At 58.7% G+C, this 23409-nt stretch carries 16 protein-coding genes; 10 read left to right on the top strand and 6 right to left on the bottom strand.

Going from position 1 to position 23409, the window contains the following annotated elements; translation table 11 throughout:
• Position 1: 1 nt before the first annotated feature.
• On the top strand, positions 2–1585 hold the full coding sequence (gene atpA / locus H4317_RS17695) for a F0F1 ATP synthase subunit alpha (protein WP_185887876.1): 1584 nt from the start codon (positions 2–4) through the stop codon (positions 1583–1585).
• A gap of 111 nt (positions 1586–1696) precedes the next feature.
• The gene (gene atpG, locus H4317_RS17690) at positions 1697–2587 is read left to right on the top strand and encodes an ATP synthase F1 subunit gamma (RefSeq protein WP_185887875.1); all 891 of its coding nucleotides are present in this window, start codon (positions 1697–1699) and stop codon (positions 2585–2587) included.
• 57 nt (positions 2588–2644) lie between these two features.
• On the opposite strand, the gene H4317_RS17685 is transcribed toward atpG, so the two are convergent.
• Positions 2645–3367 (bottom strand): HAD family hydrolase, encoded by a 723-nt coding sequence (locus H4317_RS17685; protein WP_185887874.1) that lies wholly within the window; start codon positions 3365–3367, stop codon positions 2645–2647.
• 192 nt (positions 3368–3559) lie between these two features.
• On the opposite strand from H4317_RS17685, the gene pafA reads away from it, so the two are divergent.
• From pafA to H4317_RS17665, 4 genes are all read left to right on the top strand, one after another.
• Complete coding sequence (gene pafA / locus H4317_RS17680) at positions 3560–5269, top strand: alkaline phosphatase PafA (protein WP_185887873.1); 1710 nt, start codon at positions 3560–3562, stop codon at positions 5267–5269.
• A gap of 89 nt (positions 5270–5358) precedes the next feature.
• A complete protein-coding gene (locus H4317_RS17675) occupies positions 5359–5943 on the top strand; it encodes an inorganic diphosphatase (RefSeq protein WP_185887872.1) in 585 nt (194 codons plus the stop codon).
• 153 nt (positions 5944–6096) lie between these two features.
• Positions 6097–6780: a DUF6766 family protein gene (locus H4317_RS17670; protein ID WP_185887871.1), complete on the top strand. Its 684-nt coding sequence runs from the start codon at positions 6097–6099 to the stop codon at positions 6778–6780.
• A gap of 60 nt (positions 6781–6840) precedes the next feature.
• Positions 6841–7746 (top strand): UbiA prenyltransferase family protein, encoded by a 906-nt coding sequence (locus tag H4317_RS17665; protein ID WP_185887870.1) that lies wholly within the window; start codon positions 6841–6843, stop codon positions 7744–7746.
• A gap of 61 nt (positions 7747–7807) precedes the next feature.
• Here the strand turns inward: H4317_RS17665 and H4317_RS17660 are convergent, their stop codons facing one another.
• The gene (locus H4317_RS17660; RefSeq protein ID WP_185887869.1) at positions 7808–9322 is read right to left on the bottom strand and encodes an NAD(P)H-hydrate dehydratase; all 1515 of its coding nucleotides are present in this window, start codon (positions 9320–9322) and stop codon (positions 7808–7810) included.
• 308 nt (positions 9323–9630) lie between these two features.
• Between H4317_RS17660 and H4317_RS17655 the strand changes: the two genes are divergently transcribed.
• From H4317_RS17655 to sdaAA, 4 genes are all read left to right on the top strand, one after another.
• Positions 9631–10644 (top strand): TraB/GumN family protein, encoded by a 1014-nt coding sequence (locus H4317_RS17655; RefSeq protein WP_185887868.1) that lies wholly within the window; start codon positions 9631–9633, stop codon positions 10642–10644.
• Positions 10645–10689: 45 nt separating this feature from the next.
• Positions 10690–11520 (top strand): M949_RS01915 family surface polysaccharide biosynthesis protein, encoded by an 831-nt coding sequence (locus tag H4317_RS17650; RefSeq protein WP_185887867.1) that lies wholly within the window; start codon positions 10690–10692, stop codon positions 11518–11520.
• 89 nt (positions 11521–11609) lie between these two features.
• On the top strand, positions 11610–12068 hold the full coding sequence (msrB, locus tag H4317_RS17645) for a peptide-methionine (R)-S-oxide reductase MsrB (RefSeq protein ID WP_185887866.1): 459 nt from the start codon (positions 11610–11612) through the stop codon (positions 12066–12068).
• A 186-nt stretch (positions 12069–12254) separates the two neighbouring features.
• Positions 12255–13157 (top strand): L-serine ammonia-lyase, iron-sulfur-dependent, subunit alpha, encoded by a 903-nt coding sequence (gene sdaAA / locus H4317_RS17640; RefSeq protein ID WP_185887865.1) that lies wholly within the window; start codon positions 12255–12257, stop codon positions 13155–13157.
• Between the two features lie 83 nt (positions 13158–13240).
• Here the strand turns inward: sdaAA and H4317_RS17635 are convergent, their stop codons facing one another.
• The 4 genes from H4317_RS17635 to ispF all read right to left on the bottom strand — a co-directional run bounded on the left by H4317_RS17635 (position 13241) and on the right by ispF (position 23326).
• A complete protein-coding gene (locus H4317_RS17635; RefSeq protein WP_185887864.1) occupies positions 13241–19105 on the bottom strand; it encodes a DUF8696 domain-containing protein in 5865 nt (1954 codons plus the stop codon).
• 471 nt (positions 19106–19576) lie between these two features.
• On the bottom strand, positions 19577–20977 hold the full coding sequence (locus H4317_RS17630; protein ID WP_185887863.1) for a LutB/LldF family L-lactate oxidation iron-sulfur protein: 1401 nt from the start codon (positions 20975–20977) through the stop codon (positions 19577–19579).
• A 105-nt stretch (positions 20978–21082) separates the two neighbouring features.
• On the bottom strand, positions 21083–22783 hold the full coding sequence (locus H4317_RS17625) for a M28 family peptidase (protein ID WP_185887862.1): 1701 nt from the start codon (positions 22781–22783) through the stop codon (positions 21083–21085).
• A 60-nt stretch (positions 22784–22843) separates the two neighbouring features.
• Entirely contained in the window at positions 22844–23326 is a 483-nt protein-coding gene (gene ispF / locus H4317_RS17620) for a 2-C-methyl-D-erythritol 2,4-cyclodiphosphate synthase (RefSeq protein ID WP_185887861.1), read from the bottom strand.
• Positions 23327–23409 lie beyond the last annotated feature (83 nt).

Below are 23409 nucleotides of genomic sequence, written 5' to 3'. Positions count from 1 at the left end.
CATGGCAGAAGTACGTCCGGATGAAGTATCCGCCATTCTGCGGGAGCAGTTGTCCAACTTCAAAACCGAAGCCGAACTCGAAGAGGTTGGTACGGTATTGCAGGTTGGCGACGGTGTAGCCCGCATCTACGGCCTGGGTAAAGCCCAGTCGGGGGAATTGCTCGAATTTGAAAACGGCCTGCAGGCCCTGGTTCTTAACCTCGAAGAAGACAACGTAGGTGCCGTAATGCTCGGCGACTACAGCGAAATCCGCGAGGGAGCCACGGTACGCCGCACCAATAAAATTGCCTCCATTCAGGTGGGGGAGGGCATCGTGGGCCGCGTGGTAAACACGCTGGGCCAGCCTATCGACGGCCGCGGCCCCATCCAGGGCCAGACCTACGATATGCCCTTGGAGCGCAAGGCTCCTGGTGTAATTTTCCGTCAGCCCGTAACGGAGCCGATGCAGACCGGTATCAAGGCTATTGACGCCATGATTCCGATTGGCCGGGGCCAGCGCGAACTGATCATCGGTGACCGTCAGACGGGTAAGTCGACGGTAGCCATCGACACCATCCTGAACCAGCGCGAGTTCTTTGAGCGCGGCGAGCCGGTTTTCTGCATCTACGTAGCCGTAGGCCAGAAGGCGTCCACCGTAGCTCAGGTAGTAAACGCCCTGACCAAAGGCGGTGCTATGGACTACACGGTGGTGGTTTCGGCTTCGGCTTCTGACCCTGCTCCGATGCAGTTCTTCGCGCCCTTCACGGGTGCTGCCATCGGCGAGTTCTTCCGCGACACGGGCCGTCCGGCTCTGGTAGTGTATGATGACTTGTCGAAGCAGGCCGTAGCGTACCGTGAGGTGTCGCTGCTGTTGCGTCGTCCTCCCGGACGTGAGGCGTATCCTGGTGACGTGTTCTATCTGCACAGCCGCCTGTTGGAGCGTGCCGCGAAGATTAACGCTTCCGACACCATCGCCCGCGACATGAACGACCTGCCGGACAGCATCAAACACCTTGTGAAAGGTGGTGGCTCGCTGACCGCTCTGCCGCTCATCGAAACCCAGGCTGGTGACGTTTCGGCTTATATCCCGACCAACGTAATTTCGATTACGGACGGCCAGATCTTCCTCGAAACCAACTTGTTCAACTCCGGTATCCGTCCTGCTATCAACGTGGGTATCTCGGTATCGCGCGTGGGTGGTAACGCCCAGATCAAGTCGATGAAGAAAGTGGCCGGTACGCTGAAGCTTGACCAAGCCCAGTTCCGCGAACTGGAGGCCTTCGCCAAGTTCGGCTCCGACCTCGATGCCTCGACCAAGCTCACCATTGAGCGCGGCCGTCGTAACCTCGAAATCCTGAAGCAGCCCCAGTTCTCACCACAGCGCGTGGAAGATCAGGTGGCTGTTATCTACGCCGCCACCAACGGTCTGCTTGACCAGGTGCCCGTAAACAAGGTGCGCGAGTTCGAGAAGGAATTCGTGCAGGTGCTCACCAACCGTCACCCTGAGGTGCTGCAAGGCCTGAAGGCGGGTAAGCTGGACGACACCATCACTGGTGCCATCCGTCAGGTTGCTAAAGACCTGTCGGCGGTATACGCTACCAAGTAATTCATTAGTTGTCAGTTGCTGGTTGTCAGTTGTCAGGAAGAAGGTGCCGCAAGGCCGCTTCACTAAAACTGACAACCGGCAACGAGCAACTGACAACTCATTTTCACGAGAATGGCTAGCTTAAAAGAAGTCCGTAACCGCATCGTATCGGTGCAAAGCACGCAGCAGATCACCAAAGCCATGAAGATGGTGGCGGCGGCCAAGCTGCGGCGGGCGCAGGACAATATCCTGCGTATGCGCCCCTACGCGCAGCGGCTCAACAGCATCCTGACGAATCTGACGGCCCAGGTCGGCGACGACGTGGTGAGCGAATATGCCGTGCAGCGCCAAGTGCGCCGGGTGCTGGTGATTGCCATCACTTCGGACCGTGGCTTGGCCGGTGCCTTCAATAGCAACGTGTTTAAGGGCGTGAATGCCTTGGTGCAGGAGCGCTACGCCGCGCAGGCCGCTGCTGGCAATGTGGCCTACATGGCCATCGGCAAGAAGTCGCACGACTACTTCGGGCGCCGTGGTCCGCTGGTGGGCAACTACACGCACGTATTCGGCAAACTGTCGTTCGATACGGTGCGCGAAGCAGCCGAGCAGGCTATGGATGGTTTCCGGGCTGGCCAGTACGACGAAGTAGTGATGGTGTACAACGAGTTCAAGAACGTGGCCACGCAGGTGGTACGTGCTGAGCAACTGTTGCCACTGGTACCCGCCGAGCCGAACCCAGCCGCCGTACAGACCTCAAACGTGGACTACATCTTCGAGCCCTCAAAAGAGGAGATTGTGCAGACCCTGATTCCGCAGTCATTGAAGGTGCAGCTATACAAGGCAGTACTAGAAAGCAACGCTTCGGAGCACGGCGCCCGCATGACGGCCATGGAGAAAGCCACCGAAAATGCCGGCGAGCTACTCAAGTCGCTTAAGCTAACTTATAACCGGACGCGTCAGGCGGCTATCACTACCGAGATTCTCGAAATCGTAGGTGGTGCCGAGGCGCTGGCCGCAAGCCGGTAAGGCATAGGTCGTTCGTCAACAAAAAAGCCCTGTCGCTCAGCGTCAGGGCTTTTTTTATTACAGCTTCATGTACTTCCTTTTCGACAATTCCTTGCTGGGGCGAGGCGTTTCGGGGTGCTGAGCCAGCAGCGCCAACACCTGCTCCGGCGTGATTTTCGTGAAGTCCCGAATGACTGTGAGCGGGGCCTGGAATTGCTCCGGCCGGAGATTAGTACTGACCCCGATAACGCGTATGCCCGCCTTGTAGGCCGACTGCTCGCCCAGAATTGCGTCCTCGAAGACCACGCAACGCTCCGGCGGCACACCCAGCTGCCGGGCTGTTTCGGCGAAGGTGTCCTGATGGGGCTTGCCGCGCTGCACGTCGTCCTTGCCCACCACCACATCAAAGTAACGGCGCAGGTCGAGGTGGTCGATGATGTAAGAAATGGTGTCGGAGCCTGAGCCGGTGCCCAGCCCGATGCGGAAGCCGGCGGCGCGGGCGGCCTGCAAAAATGGCGTGAGACCGGCCAACTCGCGGCGCTTATTCCAGGAGAGCGTGCGGTAGAGAAACTCGCGCTGGGCGGCGTACTCCTCCAGTTTCTTCTTCGGAACAGGGGTAGTGAAGACCGTTTTGAGGATGTTGGTGGCGGGCATGCCGTTGAGGCGTTCCAGCAGCTTGCGGGCGTTGGTAGTTAGGCCCAGGTCACGAAACAGGAGCTGAAAGGCGCGGGCCTGCTCGGGCGTATTGTCGATGAGCACGCCATCCATGTCGAAAAGGAGGGCGTAAGGCTGGTCGGGCATAGCAAAAGAGTGCGCCGAAGCAGCCGCTTCGGCTGTGAAAAGTTCTGATGAAACGAAGCCGGGCTTCCGCTATTCCTTTACGCGGCGGTTACGATTTAGCTGCCAGCGAAGCAATTCCGGTCGTTGGCCTCTATCTTTGGGGCCGCTTACGCGGAGTGCTGCTTCGGTGGCGCTGCCTAATTGCCTTCTGATTTGAAAAAGAGCCTGTTGTTGTTGCTGGCCGCCCTGGTGGCGGGGTCTGCCGTGGGGCAGAAAAAAGGAAAAGACTTGGCGCGGCCGAAGCTGGTGGTAGGTATTGTGGTAGACCAGATGCGCTACGACTACCTCTACCGCTACTGGAGCAAGTACGGCAGCGGCGGTTTCCGGCGGCTGCTGGGCGAAGGCTTCAGCTATGAAAACGCCCACTACAACTACGTGCCCACCTATACTGGGCCGGGCCATGCCAGCATCTACACAGGCACGACTCCCTCGTTCCACGGCATCATCGGCAACAACTGGTTTGAACGTGAAACCGGCCGCGGCACCTACGTCACCGAAGACCGGAGCGTGAAGTCGGTGGGCAGCACCAGCGAGCAGGGCCAGATGTCGCCGCGCCATATGCTGACCTCCACCATCACCGATGAGCTGCGGCTGGCTACCAATTTCCAGAGCAAGGTGATTGGGGTCTGCATTAAAGATCGGGGCTCCATTTTGCCAGCTGGGCACGCAGCCAATGCTGCCTACTGGTACGACGGCAGCAATGGCGCCTTCATCAGCAGCACTTACTACCAGAATACGCTGCCCGAATGGGTAACGAAGTTCAACAGTGAAAACCGCGCTGCCCGCTACCTTGACCAGCCCTGGAATACGTTACTACCTATCGGGCAGTACACCGAAAGCTCGCCCGACGACGTGGCCTGGGAATCGGCGTTCCGGGGCGAAACCAAGCCGGTATTTCCGCACGATCTTCCTACCCTGAGCGCCACTTTGCCCAAGCCGGTGCAGGGCGCCCTACAGGCAGAAGGGGAGAAGGTAACTCCTGCTCGCAACCTCGACCTGATTCGTTCCACGCCTTTCGGCAACTCGCTCACACTGGACTTTGCGCTGGAAGCCGTACGGGCCGAGCAGCTGGGCCAACGCGGCCAGACTGATTTCCTGGCTCTGAGTTTCAGCAGTACCGACTATGTAGGGCACCAGTTTGGGGTGAATGCCATTGAAACCGAAGATACCTACCTACGTCTCGACCAAGACATTGCCCGTCTGCTCACCTACCTTGATAAAACGGTAGGCAAAGGTCAGGCGCTGGTGTTTCTGTCCGCTGACCACGCTGCCGCGCATGCGCCCGGTTTCCTCGCCGACCATCACCTGCCCGGTGGTTCGGTGGGCCCACGCCTCATGCAGGACTCGATTCAGCAGGCACTCATACGCCGCCACGGCCCCGGCAAATGGGTGCTCAGCTACGAAAACCAGCAAGTATACCTCAACCGCCCACTTATTGCCGAAAAGAAGCTGAATCTGCGTCTGGTGCAGGACGAAGTAGTGGACATTGCCGGGCAGCTGGCCGGTGTCAACCGCGCCATCACGGCCGACGACGTGCAGAAGTCGCACTGGGAAAGCGGCATGCTGATGTATCTGGAAAATGGCTACTACCCCAAGCGTAGCGGCGACGTGTTGGTGGTGCTACAGCCGGGCTGGCTGGAATCGTATTCCTACCCCGTCAATAAAGGCACTACCCACGGCTCCCTCAACAACTACGATACGCACGTGCCCATGCTGTTCTGGGGCTGGCGCGTGAAGCAGGGCGAGTCGAGTCACCCGGCCAAAATCACCGATATTGCAGCTACCGTAGCCCGCTGGCTCCACATTCAGGAACCCAACGGCTGTACTGGCGAGCCACTGCTGGAAGTTCTTTCGGCCAAATAACCCGCCGGTCCGTATTCCGGGCAGGCACCTCCGCGTCATACACTTACTTACTCATACCATTAGGTGCAACGGGCACCTGCTTTTTTCTCATGGCTCATTTCAATCCCTGGCATGATGTGGCGCGCGGCGACGACGCTCCCAAAGTTGTAAACGGTATCATCGAAATTCCGAAAGGCTCGAAGGCCAAGTACGAACTGGACAAAGACAGCGGCCTGCTGAAACTGGACCGTGTGCTGTTTTCGGCCGTGCATTATCCGGCCGCCTACGGCTTCATTCCGCAGACCTACTGCGACGACAAGGACCCGCTCGATATTCTGGTGCTTTGCTCGGTAGATATCGTGCCGATGTGCCTCGTGGAAGCCAAGGTTATTGGCGTAATGCAGATGATTGACGGCGACGAAGAGGACGACAAAATCATTGCGGTAGCCGCTCACGACATTTCCGTGAACCACTTCAACGACATTGCCGACCTTCCCCCGCACACGCTCAACGAAATGCAGCGCTTTTTCGAGGACTATAAAGCTCTGGAGCACAAGCACGTGACCGTGGAGCGTTTCATGGGCCGCGAAGATGCTTACCGCATCATCGAAGACAGCATCACACTCTATCACGAGACGTTCCCGAACGGCGCATCTGCGGCTTCTGCCAAGCAGACCTCTGGCGTCGAGCTGTAGGCTCGCGGTACTACTACGCTACCCGAAGCGCCTCTCCTGACCACTTGGTTGGGAGAGGCGTTTCGATTTGTACGCAACTGGGCTGAAGGGAGCATCAGGTAGCCCAAGGTCAACGGTAGCCGCCTTTTTCGCCATTTCGACGTACGCCGCTGCATGGCTCCTACACGCTCTTCCTCGCCCGTCATCCGGTTTTTGTACGAGAATAGCTTGCTGCTGGTCGGTACGCTGCTCATGCTGGCCTCCATGGTGGGCCAGACGTTCACTGGCTGGCACGACTACAACGACGAGCTGCAGCAGATGAAACTGCCGGAGCTCACGCTGGGGCAGTATATGGGCTCTGGTCACTTCCTGGAAGCCACGTTCGAGAACTGGGAAAGCGAGTTTCTGCAGATGGGCCTGTACGTGCTGCTCACCATCTGGCTGCGGCAAAAAGGCTCCTCTGAGTCGAAGAAACTATATGAAAAGGAGGAAGTAGACCGGGAACCAGACCCTACAAAGAAGGATGCCCCCGGCCCCGTGAAGCGCGGTGGCTGGCAACTGGCCCTCTACCAGCATTCGTTGTCGCTGGCGTTTTTTCTACTGTTCCTGGGGTCGGTGTGGCTGCATGCACGCGGTGGGGCCGAGGTCTACAGTATCGAACAACAACAGGAAGGCAAACCGGCCGTATCTACACTAGATTACATGGGGACCACGCGGTTCTGGTTCGAGTCGTTTCAGAACTGGCAGAGCGAGATGCTAAGCATTGTATCCATTGTGGGCCTTTCCATCTTTCTGCGGCAGAAAGGTTCTCCGGAGTCGAAGCCTGTGGATGCGAGCCACGACGAAACGGGCGAGTAAAGCTGAGGCTGTCGTACTTTTGGGCCCACGGGTTTTTCGTCTGTTGCTTGCCCCGGCCCTATGCGTCCTTCCTCCGATAAGCCTTCCGGTGTTGCCTCGTCCGGCGCTTTGCCCTGGACTGCCACTCTGCGGCAGTGGACCGACGCTGTGCTATACAGCAGCACGTGGCTGGCGCTGGCCGCACTGGCTCTCACATGGGCCACGTTTCTGTTTTGGCGGGTAGATATTCCGTGGCGGCTGGCGGTGCTCATTTTTGCGGCCACGCTCTTCCTGTATAACATCGACAGCGTGCTGCCCTACAAGTTCCAGCAACAGTTGGTGCTGAGCGGGCGCAAGCGTTGGATGCTGACGCACCGCCGCGAGCTGTTTGCGCTGGCCATAGCGGCACTGGTGGTAGCGGGGGTACTGTTTTTTCTGGATGGCTGGCAGCATCTGACCCTGTTTCTGGGGCACTTAGCGGCTATTTCACTGCTCTACTCGCTGCCGCTGGTGAAATGGCGCGGCCGCTGGCGTGCCCTCCGCGACCTACCCTTGCTGAAAGTATTCCTGATTGCTTATGTCTGGGCCGCCGTTACGGTTTGGATTCCGGCGCTGTACTTGGGAAAACCCCTTGCCGCACCGCTCGTGCTGGTACTGTTCGCGCGGCGCTTCTGCTTCATCCTGGCCCTAGCATTCGTCTTCGATATTCGCGACTATACCAAGGACCGGCTCACCGGTACGCTTACGTTTCCGGGCGTCTTTGGGGTAAGGGCCACCAAGCTGTTTGCGCTGGCTGTGCTGGCCGTAGCCAATGTACTACTGCCGTGGGGAGTCAGCTATGCCCATCTGCTGGCCCTACTGCTACCCTCAGTGCTGGCGGCGGCAGTCATCTGGTACGCCGACGAAACCCGCCCGGACTATTACTTCGCGCTCCTTACCGACGGCGTGATGATTGTGCAGTTTCTGGCCGTGTACTGGGCTACCTGAACTACTTGCATGGCGCTCAGAAATTCTTCCAACAATCCGAAAATGGAAAAACATGCTGCCGCTAGCCGCCGGTTAACTCTTGCAGAGCAGGACCAATGTAGCGTATCAGGTCACTGGCGGTGAGGCCGGCTTGGCCGGTTTCAGCGGCGGCAAGGTCGCCGGCGCGGCCATGGGCGAAGATGCCAAGCAGGGCTGCGTCGAGCGGGGAGAGGCGTTTGTCGGCGCGCAATGCCAGCAGCACACCGGTCAGCACGTCGCCGCTGCCGCCACTGGCCATGCCGGGGTTACCGGTGCTGTTGAAGTAAACCGGTCCATCGGGCGTGCCTAAAGCCGTGTAGGCTCCTTTAAGTACACAGTAGCAGCGGTACTGCGTACAGAAATTTCGCAACTGCTCCAGGCGGTGATAATCGCCGGGGGCGGGCTCGCCGGTGAGGCGCTCAAATTCTTTGGGGTGGGGCGTGAGTAGACTGTTGGGCGGCAGCAGTTCCAGCAGCTCACGATGCGTCGCCAGCAGGTTCAGGGCATCGGCATCGAGTACCAGCGGGCGTCCAGAAGCGTTTTGCAGCAGTTGCCGAAGCACTTCAGCGGTGGAAGCTTCCTGTCCCAGGCCAGGGCCCATACCCACGGCTGCGTACGGCTTCAGCTCCGGCAGCTCTGTTACAAATTCCCGGGCAGGGTCAGGAAGCACCATGGCCTCCGGCGCTGAAATCTGCAGAATATCGTAGCCAACCGCGGGCACTCGTACCGTGAGCAGCCCTATGCCGCTGTGCAGGCAAGCCCGCGCGGCTAGCACAGCGGCTCCCATTTTACCGTAGCTGCCCGCCAGCAGCAGCGCGTGCCCGAATGTGCCTTTGTGGGAAAACTTTCCACGCTGCGGTAGTCTTCCGCGCAGAAAACCGGCATCCACAAAGTGGTTATCCACAGCCTCCTTGTGGATAAAGTCGGCGTCGAGCCCAATGGGCAGCACAGTCCAGTCGCCTACGAACCCAGCATTCTGGGGGAGCAGAAATGCGAGCTTGGGTAGCTCAAAACTCAGGGTGTAGCGGGCTTGTACCACCGGGCTACCAGCGGGCTGGGAGCTATCAGCAAACAGACCGGAAGGCACATCCACAGCAAGTAGAGTCGCGCCTGACTGGTTGAGGTGCGCCACAATGTCGGCCGCAAGGCCAACCAGCGGCCGGCTGAGGCCGGTACCGAACAGTGCATCTAGCGCTACGGCTTCGGGTGGCAGAGCTGGCATCGTGCGGGCGCTAAGCTCAGTGCAGGAAATCTGCGGCGGCAGCCGTTGGCGGTTCAGCAAGAAATCGGGGGAGTGCTTCGTGGCAGGCAGCAACCACACCTGGGGCGTGTAGCCAGCCGCGTGCAGCTGGCGCGCTATAGCCAGACCGTCACCGCCATTGTTGCCGGGGCCGCAGAAAATATGGAAGGGCGTGGTAAAAGCCGGTTGGAGCTGGTCGAGAAGCCAGGTAGTGCAGGCGGTAGCGGCGCGCTCCATCAGCGCATCGGAGCTGATGCCCTGGGCCTGTAGTGTAGCCTGGTCGAGAGCGTGCGTCTGGTGGGCAGTAAGAATTTTCATAAAGCAGGAGTGGAAGTAGCAGTCCGGTAGCGCCTAGTAAGGCAACAGCTGGAGGCCATCCGCAAAAGTTGTGTTTATTAGCCCCTGATATCGTTTTTATCCCGTTGGCGGTTTGTCTTATGCCCAAGAAACTACTTTTTCTACTCAGCCTGCTGAGCTGCCTGCACGGCCAGAGTCAGATCCAGAGCCGTAACACAGCCAGCTACAAGTTTTCGGCCGACATCCATCGGTAGGAGCAGAGCGGCCAGCCCGGGGCCAACCAGTTTGCCGCCTGGGACTACTCCTACATTGGCCAGTATCAGACGGCTTTGCAGACCTGGGATGGACCGGGCCAAAAGCTGCGGCCAGTTTCGGCGGCCGACAGTCTGGCTTTCTTGGCGCTCCGGGCTGCCGACGCGCATGAGTACATTCTGCAGCGGGCCCGCACCGAGCAGATTATTATCATCAATGAAGCGCATCATAATCCTCGCCACCGCGTGTTCACGGCATCGTTGCTGCCGGAACTGGCTCGGCTGGGTTTTCGATACTTTGCGGCAGAAGGCCTCGACAGGAATGATTCCCTACTGAACCAGCGGGGCTATCCGACACTCAAAACGGGCTACTACACCAAGGAGCCGCAATTCGCGCATCTGCTGCGCACAGCGTTGCAAACCGGCTTCCAACTGGTGCCTTACGACTACGGGTTCGTCCATGAAAGTGACCCGGCCGCGGGTATTCTGGCCCGTGAAACGGCCCAGGCCCGTAACATTCAACGCATCCTGCAGGCAGACCCCAAGGCGAAAATTGTGGTGCATTGCGGCTTCAGTCACGTGAATGAAGGACCCAACGGCATGTACACGCAAATGGCTATGGCTGGCCACCTCAGGAAGCTAACCGGCCTCAACCCCTTTACCATCGACCAGACGGCGCTGACCGAATCTGGTACGCCTGGTGGGGAGTACGCCTATTACCGGTTGGCGAAAGCGCCGACTAGTTCTGTATTTATTGATGTGCAGCAGCAGCCATTTGCGGCGGCTGGCTCTCAAATGTCACCGGATGTAAACGTATTCCACCCGCGGACCACGTACCGGTCGGGCCGGCCGGAGTGGGTGTTCAGTGCTGGTCGCCAGCCGGTAGTGGTAGCAAAGCCCGCCAAGGTGGGTTTTCCGTGCCTGATACTGGCCTATACAGCGGCCGAAAACTCAGCAGATGCTATACCAGTGGACATTATAGAGCTGCAGAAGCCTGAAGACAGGAAAGCACTGGCGCTAGCCAAAGGCCGTTACCTGCTCATCGCCAAAGACCCCGCCGGCAATACCCAAACGTGGGCCCTGTCAAACTAGCGGGCGGTACTGGCTGCTTCCCTGATACCTGACTACTATTTTCTCATGCACAATTACTTTCTCGGTCTGCTTCTCCTGCTGGCCGTTGCCTGCTCCGATAAGAAAGGGGAACCCACCACTCACTCAGCCGAAACGCCTGTTGCGGCAGCTGCCCCGGACTCTGCTGTCAATTCAGCAGCACCGATTGTGGCCGAAAAGGTGCTGCTGGCGCATCTGCCGGCCCAACTGCGGCTGCCGGGCCAGCTGCTGGAAGCATGGCGCTGGACGGATAGCCAGGGCGAAAACCTGCTGGTAGTGTTCCGGACCGTAACCAAGTCCCGGCAGCAGTTGGCCGCCGCGCCGCCCGATTCGAGCGACGTGCAGGATATAGAAGACTTTGAGCGTTCTGCGCAGCTTACAGCGCGGCAGTATGTGCTGGCCGGTGGCACCTACAAGGAACTGTGGCGCCTGCAGGATGCCGTCCAAGATTGTCCGTTTGACATGTGGCTGGGGCCTCTGCCCGGTGCTACGTCCATCACCGATTTAGACAAGGATGGACAAACTGAAACAACGCTACTCTACAAGCTCACCTGCCGCAGTGATGTAAGTCCTTCTGGCCTGAAGCTGATTATGCGTGAAGGAGCGGCGAAGTATGCGCTGCGTGGGCAAATGGTAGTGGCTTACGACTCCGTTCCCGTAAGTGAGCGGACGCCTGCCAATCCGTGCTGTCTCGATACCATCAGCCAACGCCAGCTAAATGCTCCTGATGGGTATAAGCTGTTTGCCGGATGCTATAAATCAGAAAAAGAGTTTCGAAAGGCGCCAGTAGCGTTTTTGCTTTTTGCCCGGCAGCAGTGGCGTAAGTGGTCTGTGCAGGATGAGTTCGACCAGTTTTAGGCGAGTATGGCTCAATAGGTGAAAACTTCCGGCCAACCTGGCGCGTTTGCACTGATGACTGATCTATCTGAACCAAGCTTCACAACGATATGCAAACCTGGAACGATGTTATCCGGCTGGCCAACCACGGCAGCCCTGCCCCCGACCGGCGTGTAGAAAAAACCGACGCCGAGTGGAGAGCCCAACTCACGGCCGAACAGTACCATGTTACGCGGGAGCATGGCACGGAGCGGGCTTTCACGGGCGAATACTGTGAAGCCCACGAGGCCGGCCTCTACGCCTGCGTGTGCTGCGGCACCCCGCTCTATGATTCGCGTACCAAGTTTGAGTCCGGCACCGGCTGGCCCAGCTTTACACAGCCGGTCAAAGAAAACGCCATTCGCTACAAGAAAGACACCCGCTACGGCATGACCCGCGTGGAAGTGCTCTGCAACGTCTGCGACGCCCACCAGGGCCACGTTTTCCCCGATGGCCCGCCGCCCGGCGGCTTGCGTTTGTGCATCAATTCGGCATCGGTAAAGCTCGTAAGCGAGGCGCAAGCGGTATAGAGGGGTGCCTCATACTTGGCCACAGAAATTACTTAACAAAACCGTCGTTGGCTGCGCAGCCAACGACGGTTTTGCTTTTGACCACATCCTGAAGAAAAACTACCGACTTTCGCACCCCTGTCGGCGCTCGTGCGTTTATCCGGCAGGCCTGTTCCTGATCCTCACTTCCTCCTTTCCCACCCCATCATGTCACTTCTCTTCACTGATTTTGCTTCCTGGCAGGCGCATTGTGCTACTACCGGTGAGGCGCTCTACCAGCCCGTGCTAGCCTACGAAATAGAGCAGAAAGGCCGCACCGAAGAAGAAATCTGGAATGGCCTGCAACGGGCCTACGACGTCATGCGCGACGCTGTGCAAACCGGCCTCACCCAGGACATGACTTCCCGCTCGGGCATGGTGAATAATGGGGCCAAAAAAATAGCTGCTTCACCTGTCACGGTACTTTCGCCAGAGTTCAAGCAGCTCGTGACCCGGGCTATGGGCGCCAAAGAGGTGAATTCGTGCATGGGAAGGGTGGTGGCGGCACCCACAGCCGGCGCTTCCGGCATTCTGCCCGGCGTGCTCGTAACGCTGCAGGAGTTACATAAGCTGACGGACCGCCAGGTGTTGGAAGGCTTGCTGGTAGCGGCCGGAATTGCGCTTATCATCGAGCAAAATGCCTCGCTAGCCGGCGCCGTAGGTGGCTGCCAAGCCGAAACCGGTTCGGCTGCCGCTATGGGCAGCGGAGCCATCGTGTACTGTCTTGGTGGGGATGTTGACCAGACGTTTGCAGCCGTGGCCATCACCATTCAGTGCATGCTCGGCCTCATCTGCGACCCAGTGGCCGGACTGGTGGAAGTGCCCTGCATCGTGCGCAACGCGTCGGCTGCCGCTATTGCCTTCAGCTCTGCCCAAATTGCCATTGCCGGCGTCAACCCTGTCATTCCCGTCGATCAGTGCGTGGCGGCGTTGGGCGAGGTGGGCCAGAGCATGGAAACCCGCTACAAGGAAACCGCGCTGGGCGGCTTAGCCAATACCACCCGGGGCCGCGAAATCGAGAAAATGGTGTTGGTGCAGGACGTACAGATTCTGCCCGACGAAGGAGAGTAAGTCACTGTAACTCCAAGTAGCTGCCAATAAAAAAAGGGCCTTCCCAATCGGGAAAGCCCTTTTCGCTTACGAAAGGCTACTACCTATTCTTTGGTGATGCGGCGCACATCAAGTCCGCCTTCGGTGCGGGCACGCAGGATGTAGACGCCGGCTGGCAGCTGGCGCAGGTCCAGCGTGGCAGTCTGCACGCCGCTCTTGCCGGCGGCCGTGGTGTGATGCACCAACTGCCCCACGGCGTTGTAGACGTGCAGCTCGGTGGCGTTGGTGTAGCCGCTCAGCTCCACCGTCACGTTGCCGTCGGTGGTTGGGTTCGGATACACGCTCAGCGAGGAGCCGGCCAGCACCTTAACGCTGGAGTTAACCAGCAGCTGGGCTGAAGGCAGCGAGGCGCAGCCGGTGGTGGCGTTGGTCACGACCACCGTGTACTGGCCAAACTGGGCGGCCGAGTTGACCACGTACGTCTGGCTGGTGGCCCCGGGGATGAGCGCACCGTTCAGGTACCACTGGTTGCCCGTGGCGCTGGAGCTGGTGAGCGTGGTGGTCGTGCCGTTGTAGGCCGGGGCCACCGTCGGCTGGGCCGGCCGGGCGTTGATGGTCACCGAGAACGTGGCCGTCGAGGCGGCGCAACCACCGCTGGCGGCAATGGTGTTGGTCACGGTGTAGGTGCCAGCGGCCGAGGTAGCCAGGTTGATAGCGCCAGTGGTGGTGTTAAGCACCAAGCCCGTGCCTGAGGCCGAGAACGTACCAGCCGAGGCACCGGTGCCAAAGACAGGCGCAGCCGAGCCGGTAGCGCCGAGGCAGTAGGCGGCGTTAGCGTAGGAGAAGCTGGCAACGGGCGCCGTGGTGATGGTCACGGTCGTGGTAGCCGAGGACGGGCAGTTGCCGGCCACGCTGTAGGTCACAGTGTAAGTGCCGGGCGTGCTGGTGGCGGGCGTAATCACACCGGTCGTAGCATTAATCGTCAGACCCGTGCTGCTGCTGAATGTGCCGCCGGCCGTGCCCGTGATGGTGGGCGTGCTGGCCGTGCCGCTCACGCACAGCGTCGTGGCCGCGTAGCTGAACGTTGCTGTAGTAGCTGGAGTAATCGTTAGTACGGTTTGAGCCGTAGCCGTGGAGCAGCCCGAGCCAGTGGCCGGATCAGCCGTGAGCGTAATCGTAACGCTGCCAGCCGTGGCATCAGCTGCGGAGGGCGTGTACGTGGCATTCAGCGTGGTAGCATTAGGCGAGAAGGTGCCTGTACCCGTGCTGGTATACGTGCCGGTAGTAGCCGAGCCGCCTACCGTTCCGGTAAGCTGGAACGCCGTGGCGGCACACGTAGTGGCCGTAGCAGGTAGCGTAGCCGTCGGGGCCGGCGTTACGTTCACCTGGATAGGCGTACGCGTTCCGATACATTCCGACGATACCTGCCAGTTGTAGAAGTAGTAATAAGTAGTGGAAGTACCTGAGATGTAGCCATTGGTAATGCTCACATTGCCGCTAGGCGACACGTAAGGAAAACCACCCAGGCTCGACTCGCGCACCATGGCCGGGCTGCTCACGGCAATCAGCCGCATGCCGGTACCAGCCGGAATGTTGAAGTTCAGGGGTACTGTGAACGGCGTAGTGCCCGTGCCGGCCGGAATAGCTACTGTAGCCGTCAGGCCCGGAATCAGAATGCCGGTATTGTCCTGCACCTGTACTACTAGGTTGCCAGCAGTGCCAGCCGGATACACATCAACTGATTGCAATTGCGTAGCAGCGGTAGCATTGAACACGAGACCGTAGCTGGAGGCGGTAGTGCTGGTAGTAGCAGCAGGTGCCAGGCGGCCAACGGTTTCGGTGCTGCTCGTGGTAGCTTCCACGAAATACTGACGCGAAGCTGTGAGAGCCGGCGTAGTGAAGGAGGTACCCGTAGCCAGCGCTGTGCCGCCAGAAGCAGCATCAAAGAAGCGTACCGTGGTACCAGTTGCGGCCGTGGCTGTTAGAGTGGCCGTGCTGCCCTCACAGATGGCTACCGGCGAGTTGGTAGTGGTTATCTGTGGGTTGTTGATGGTGACGGTAGCTACGTTGGAAGTAGCTACGGCTACATTACATACAGTGCGGGCCTGGAAATACGTAGTGCTTGTGAGCACACCCGACGTGTAGGTAGCTGAAGTAGCCCCGCTGATGTCGGTGAAGGTCACGTTGTCGGCGGACTGCTGCCACTGGATGCTGCCATTGCTGGAGCCCGTCAGTGTCAGTGTCACGGTGCCGCTCACGCACAGCGAGGCTGCGCTGGGAGTTATAGTGCCCGCAACCGGTGCCGTTACTACACGGGTAGGTGCGGTAACCAGATTGTCATTAGCCGTATTTCCGTCGCCGGTAGCGGTGGCGGCAATGGCGAAGGAATACGTGCCGGCGGCGCTCATGTTGAGTGTGCCAACCGAGACGCTTTGCGTAGCGCCTGGTGCGAGGGTGCCGGTATTCACGGTCGCCGTCAGCGTCTGGGTCACAGGACCCGTAACGTTTACCGTCACCGTGGCCGGATTCGCGGCGAAGTCAAGCGCTGCCGTACCAATGTTGCGCACCGATACCGTTACGTTCTCGGCCGTGCTGTAGCACGTCTGGCCGGTAGGCGGTGTCAGTAGCGCTACGGGTGCCAGATCAACGGCCGCGCCGTTGCCCAGGTTCACGTTGTCGATAAACAGGTCGTTGTCGTTCGTATCATCTACGGTGCCTTCGGTAGCGAAGAAAGCCACAATGATTTCCTGCCCCGCGTAGTTGCCCAAGTTTATCTGCTCTAGCTGGCCAGTGTTGCTGATGGCGGTGCTGGCCGTGTAGGTTTTTACTGTCGTAAATGTCAAGCCACAATCGGCCGAAACACGTACTTCCAGCCGGTCATCGGAGCCCAGCGTGCCGACGGTAGTGGCACCAAACGTATTCAGGGCCAGATCATAGCTCAGCAGGGTGCTGGCTGTGGCCAGAATGCGCGGCCCTACAATCCAATCGTTTTTGCCGGTGGAGAACAGGTTGATTTTAGCAGCCGTTCCATTCGGTCCGCTTACCACGTTGCCAAAGTCGTCGGCGGTCCAGGCCGAAGTAGTGCCGGTGGGCAGCGTAGCGCCCGTAGCCTCATACCAGCCTGGGTAGAGCGTTGACAAGTTCGTGGCCGTAAGACCGGTGAAATTGAGCTGCTGTGGTTGAGCAGCTACGGCAGTTTTACTGCGCGTTACGACAATGTTGTCATTAGCCGTATTTCCGTCGCCGGTGGCGGTGGCGGAAATGGCGAAGGAATACGTGCCGGCGGCGCTCATGTTGAGTGTGCCAACCGAGACGCTTTGCGTAGCGCCTGGTGCGAGGGTGCCGGTATTCACGGTCGCCGTCAGCGTCTGGGTCACAGGACCCGTGACGTTTACCGTCACCGTAGCTGGATTCGCGGCGAAATCAAGCGCTGCCGTACCGTTGTTCTGGATGGCTACCGTCACGCTCTCTGCCGGACCGTAGCAGCCCGTGGCTGCTGGCGAAACAAGGCCGCTGGCGGCCACATCTACTGAAGCTCCACCCGGTATAAAGGTGCCTTCATCGGCGCCCAGGTCGGGAGTAGTTGTGTTGCGCGTGTCACCGTCAAAGTCGGTGGTGATGCTGCTGATGGGCTGGCCTTTGCCTTCTACCAGCGTTGGAACGGCTGGGTTGATGTGCAGAAAAGTGGCGTCGGTACCGGTGGTGCTCAGGAACGGCACGTCCTCCGTCTGGGAAGCCAATTCGCGTGGTGCTACAAATGATTTGTAGTCTGCCAGTGTCTGGCTGGCGTTGGTAGCGGTAGTAGTGCCTTCCACATAAATCAGGTTCGTGGCCGAAGGCGTACCGGCGTAATAGAGGTTATTGTTGGTGGTAGTAGCCAGGTTGGCCGGTACCGTGCCGGCTGTGCCGGAAGCGCGGCGCAGGGCCGCCGTGTAGCCACCCGTACCCGCCGCGGTGCTTTTGTTCACTACTACGTTGTTGCGTAGGTCCAGTGAAGTAGGCGCGGTAGCGAAATAGAAGCCCGACGTGCCGAATATGGCACCGGAACTCGTGGCATTCAGGTATACGGTGTTGTAGTACAGGTTCACGTTGGTGCCGGCATTCACGTACAGGCCGCTGATGGCCGCCGTGCCCGTAGCTGCTGGGGCCCGCAGGTCGCCAACGAGGTTGTTGTGAATTGTTACCGTAGTACCGCCCAGCACCCCGATGCCATAAACCGTGAGGCCCGTGCCCGTACCCGACAGGTTATATACCTTGTTGCGGAAGACATTGGACGTGGTGGACGAGGTGTAGATACCGTAGATAATGCTGGAGGTACCAGTAGAGCTTAGCGCGCTTACAGTGTTACCGAAAGCCTCATAGCCAGCAAAAGCGGTGTTGCCGAAATACAGTCCGTAAATGGTGCCGCCAGTGCTGATACCGGTTACGATGTTGTTGCTGAACTGCGAAGTCGCAGTGCCATACGCCGTGAACATGCCGTATATCGCGCCTGTGCCACCCGTAACGTTGCTGACAGTGTTGCCCGTGCGGATCTGCGTTTCGGTAGCGGCCGTGTTGGAGTACACGCCGTAAAACGTGCTGGTACCCGCCACCGTCACGTTGTTGAACGTGTTGTTGCTAACCGTTTGGGTGCCGGTGCCCGAGGCATTGTTGTAGTAGCCATACACCGCGCCGGATGCACCCGTGCGGCTCAGGCTCGTTACCTGGTTGTTCAGTGCCGTGATGGTGGCCGCACTCGAGTTGTTATCCAGCATAAATGTGGTGCCGGTGTTCGAGAGCGTAGCGCTCAGCGTGTTGCCGCTCATTATCACCGTAGCCGGCGACGCAGAGTTATAAATGCCATGTACCGTAGCCGAAGTAGCGGTGGTGTAGGTCAGGGAAACGGTGTTGTTGCTGATGTTGACGGTGTTGTTGGCCGCCGTATTCCCGGCTCCGTTTTCAACCCCCGACATCTGCGCCGTGGTACCACCGCTAGCCAGTGTAATGATGTTGCTGGTGATGTCGATGTTGGCCGATGTGCCCGAGGGCGTATATACGCCGCGCAGGGTGCTGGTCACGGTGGAGGCAGCTACCGGCGTGGAAGCCGTGGCCGACGTATAGTTCAGCGTGCTGTTGATGGTGTTGCCCACCACTTTGAAGCCAAGCTGGTTGGAGCCCCCGATGCCCCAGTTGGTAGTCGTGCTGCCGAAGTTGCCAATCGTGTTGCCGACGGTACCCCCGACTTCGTTGTTGGCATCCAGGAAGCCCGCGGCCGAGCTACCCGAAAACTGAACACCCGTGGCTGCATTGCTCACCACGTTGCCGAACACCTTGTTGTTGGAGTTGCTACCGTCCGCGCTGGTCACGGCCAGGGCCGTTGTGGCGGTAGACAGCGAGTTGGCACTATAGATACCGATGGTGTTGGCGTTGGTCTTGTTCAGCGTCACCACGCAGTTCTTGATGACGTTGTACTGGCTGCCATCCGTGGCAGAAGCACGGAACAGCGCGTAACCAAACTCGGCCTGCGTGGCGGCCGTCGTGTTGGCCGCACTTTCAGCTAGGTCAATACCGTCGAACGTAACGTAGTCGGAGCCTACCAGCTTGATGATGGCATCCAGCGTCGTGCTGGTGCTGCCAGTAGCGGCCGTTACCAACGGGTTGGTGCCGGTTCCGGCTTTCTGAAACACAATTGGGTTGGCACTGGTGCCGGTGGCCGTCAGGGTCAGGTTGATAGCCGTTTCGGTGTAGCCTGCCGCTACGTTGATGGTAACCCCACCAGCTGGAACACCATTAGTGTTCAGGTCGGTGATGGCGGCCGAGAGGCTAGCGTAAGTACCGGGTAGTGTGCGAACTACCTGCGCCTGCGCGGCAGAAGCGCCCAATAGCCCCAAAAGCGCCAGGGCTGGCAGGCGCCGCAACCAGCGGCCGGTTCGCCGCTCTGTAGCCGGGGGCGGACCAGCCAGAGCAGACGTGCGTAAAGGTGTGTGCATAAAAGGGAAAAAGGGTTGGTGAAAAAATGGGTGAAAACAGGGTAAGGGAAATCAGTAGTTCTTACAAGGGCTATGCAGCCGTGTAAGGCGTGTTGGCAAGCGGGAGCAACGAAGGCAAAATGGCCGTGAGCATACCGGCTGGGCTAAAAGTGCCCGACTTCTATAAGATAGAGCGGCTAAAGAATCAGCGCTTCGAATATCTGCGGCAGATAGATACTGGGGATAGAAAAGCGCATGAAAGCAAAACGAGAAAGACAGATAACCTTGGAAGCAGGACATATGCCGCCCAAGAAAAGAACGAAAACTTAAGGGCCTGAAAAATACAGGTTCTAGCGCATTATTCAAGCAGTGCTATCCATCTTACATCCAATTAAAAAGCCAACCCTTCCTATGGGCTGGCTTTTTAAGGAATCTGAGACGTATTTAGCTTATTCTGGTATCGGTCTTACTAGTTACCGGTCCAGCCTGTTTTCAGCGGTTCCGCGCTTTCCATAGCTTCCGGAAAGATTGTGGAGCTACTTCCAGCGCGTCGCGGCGCTTGTTCCAGCCTACTTGGCTGAGCAGGCGGAGCAACACCCAGTTCTTGGCACGAGCCGGTAACAGGTCCAGCAGGCGGCGGTTTTTCATGGCCATCAGCCACAGCCGGATAGCCGTCCGCTCGTCCTTCTCCGTGAGCTGCTCGCGCACGGCTTGCTGACGGTTTTGCAGCAGCAGATTATGTATCGGAATCTTGACCGGGCACACCGAGGTGCAGGCGCCGCACAGGCTGCTGGCGTAGCTCAGGTGTTTATTCTCAGCCATGCCGCTCAAGTGCGGGCTGATTACCGAGCCAATGGGGCCGGAGTACGTGGTTTCGTAGGTGTGGCCGCCAATATTCTTGTAGACCGGGCAGATGTTGAGGCAGGCGCCGCACCGGATGCAGTTTAGGGCCTCGCGCTGGGCCGGCTGAGCCAGCAGGTTGGTGCGCCCGTTGTCGAGCAGCACCACAATCATTTCGTCGGGGCCATCTTTTTCCAGCGGCTGGCGCGGGCCGGTATAGATGGTGTTGTACACCGTCACTTGCTGGCCGGTGCCACTCGTGCTCAGCAGCGGCCAGAACAAATCCAGGTCTTCCAGCTTCGGTATCACCTTCTCGATGCCCACAATGGCAATGTGCGTGCGCGGAAAGGTGGCCGACAGCCGGGCGTTGCCTTCGTTTTCGGTGACGCACACGGCGCCGGTATCCGCAATCAGGAAGTTGCCGCCCGTAATACCTACTTCGGCCGTGGTGTACTTGTTGCGCAGCAGGTGGCGGGCCGTGAGCACCAGCTTCTGGGCATCATCAGTATACTCGGTGCCGAGGTGCTTGACGAAGATATCGGCAATATCAAGCTTGCTCAGGTGCATGGCCGGCGTCACGATATGGTAAGGCCGCTCGCCGTTTAGCTGCACGATAAACTCGCCCAAATCTGTCTCCACCGACTCAATGCCATTCTGTTCCAGAAAGTGGTTCAAATGAATTTCCTCGGTGGTCATGCTCTTGGCCTTCACCACGGTGCGGGCGTGGCGGCGCGCCATAATCTTTCCGATTTCGCGCAGGGCCTCGTCAGCGTTCTGTGCCCAGATTACTTTGCCGCCCCGCGCCGTGAAGTTGCGCTCAAACTCCAGCAGGTACTCATCTAGGTGGTTAATTACCTTGGATTTCAGGTAAGAAGCCCGCTCCCGCGCCAACTCGTGGTCTTGGTAGAAGCCCAGGCCGGTGCTGACGGCCGCATTGTACTTGCCAATGTTGAAGCGAATTTTGCGTCGGTGCTCCAGGTCGAAGGCCTTGGCATCGGAATCGGCCAGGAATTGGGCGGCTTTATTGGCTGAGGTGGTCGTCGTCGGGTTCATGGCGTGCAGCAGTTAGACCAGCAGATACCAACAAATATAAAAACCCGCCGGCCCTGGAAGGGCGCGGCGGGTTTTATTTACGGCCGGCGGCTCGTTTCGGAGTGCTTATGGCTTGTTCGAGTCCACCACCACGCGCGTGTCGCGGTTGGCCAGCTCCCAGGCCGAGTGAAATACGAGACGGGCCCGCTTTTCCATTTTCGGAAACTCGATTTTCTCTACTTCGTCGCCCGCACCGTGGTAGTCATCGTGCACGCCATTAAAGAAGAAGGCCACCGGTATTTTGTGCTTGGCAAAGTTGTAGTGGTCGGAACGGTAGTAGAAGCGGTTTGGGTCTTCAGGGTCGTTGAAGCGGAAGTCAAGCTCCATTTTGGTGTACTTTTCATTGGAGTTGAGCACAATTTCGTGCAGCTCCGACGAAAGCTTATCCGAGCCGATAACGTACACGTAGTCGCCTTTCCCTTCATGGTCTTTGTCGGTGCGGCCAATCATGTCGGTGTTCAGGTCCGCTACCGTCTGGCTGAGCGAGAAAACCGGATGGTCGGTGTAGTACTCAGAGCCAAGCAGGCCCTTTTCCTCGCCCGTTACGCACAGAAACAAGATACTGCGGCGTGGCCCATGGCCTTCGGCCTTGGCCTTGGCAAACGCCTGCGCCATTTCCAGCACCGTTACAGTACCCGAGCCATCATCATCGGCGCCGTTGTGCACTTCCCCATCAATGATGCCGATGTGGTCGTAGTGGGCCGACAGCACCAGCACATCGTCTTTCTTATCGGAGCCTTCCAAGAAGCCCAGCACGTTTTCGGTGGTGAAATCCTCCTGCTTTTTAGCTGCCTTGATGGCAAATTTCGTCGGCTTGAAGGTGCTGACCACTGGCTTGCTGGCCTTGCCTGCCGCCGCCATATACTTTGTAACCGCCGGAGCCGTGGTACCCAGCAGCTTGTAGCCTACCTTCGGCGACACAAAAAAGGCTGTCGGACGGGCTTCAGATTTGGCATCCTTGAACGAAATACCGGGCCGACGGATGAAGGGCATCATGCGCGGCACCAGCTTATCGAAGTTGCTGTTGGGGTCAAAGTCAATAAAAAATACACTGCGGGCGCCTTTTTCAGCGGCCATAGCCGCCTTGGCCCGGTAGCCGTTGCCCCATTTGGTAGTGCTCCGGTCTTTGCTGAGCACGGGCTTGCCGTCGGGAGAGGTGGGCTCACCCAGTAGGATGATTAGGTCCTTACCCTTCACATCTTTGCCAGCGTAGTCAGAATAGCCTTCCTGCTCGATTCCGTAGCCCACAAATACGGGCTGCACCGTGGTTTCCTGCTGAAAAGGCGAGTTGCCCATGGCATAGAAATCCACCAGCCACTTGTAGGTCTGGCCGCCCAGCTTGAGGGTGGCGTCCTCGTTCCAGGTGCTGCGCACCATCGTGAAGTGCTGCAGATACGGGTTGTCAGAGTCCTTCACCGGGCCTACCAAGCCTAGCTTCTTAAACTCCGTGCTGAGATAGTCTGCCGCCATTTTCTGGCCTTTCTCACCGGTTTCGCGGCCCTCATAGGCGTCGGAGGCCAGCACGGTCAGGTGCTCGCGCAGGTCGTTCTGTGTAATGGTTTCGGCGTAGGCATTGGCCCAGTCGGTTTGGGCCGACTGGTCGATTTGGCCGGCTAGCGCCGGAGTGGCCGGCACCGGCTGCACGGTGGCTTCCGTTTTGGCCTTGCGCTTATTCTTGACCTTTACTTTTTCGGGTGCCTGCTGGGCCACGGCCGATGAAGCCAGGCCGGCCGCCAGCAACAGCGCCAAGAAGGAATGTCTGTTCATAGAAGGAAGAAGAGAAAGTTGCGGATGCGTGACGTAGTATCTCACTAAGTCACGAAGTCATCAGGAGGGTTGCACAATGAGTACCGAAGCATAGGCAGCTACTCCTTCGCGGCGGCCCACAAAGCCCAGCTTTTCGGTAGTAGTCGCCTTGATGCTGATGTCGTTGGCTTCGATGCCCATTACTTCGGCCAGTACCCGCTGCATTTCCGGAATGTGCGGATTCACTTTGGGTGCTTCGAGGCAAACCGTAGAGTCGATATTAGAGATGCTGTAGCTCCGCTCACGTAGCAGCCGCACTACCTCGGCCAGCAGCCGCTTCGAGTCGATTCCTTTGTACTGGGGGTCGGTGTCGGGGAAGTGAAACCCAATGTCGCGCAGGTTGGCCGCGCCCAGTAGCGCGTCGCAGATAACGTGGATGAGCACATCGGCATCGGAGTGGCCAAGGGCACCGTGGGTATGAGGTACCTGAATGCCGCCGAGCCAGAACGGCAGGCCTTCCTGAAGCTGGTGAACGTCGTAGCCGAAGCCGGTCCGGATTTTCATGCGGAAAAGAAAAGATGAATCTACAGAAAGCCAACCGGCGCTGGCTGGCTACCGCGCAAAGGTAAGCGCCGACGGCACGTAGC

The organism is Hymenobacter sediminicola (assembly GCF_014250515.1).
Lineage (GTDB): Bacteria > Bacteroidota > Bacteroidia > Cytophagales > Hymenobacteraceae > Hymenobacter > Hymenobacter sediminicola.
This window is presented reverse-complemented; position numbering and strand designations above follow the sequence as displayed.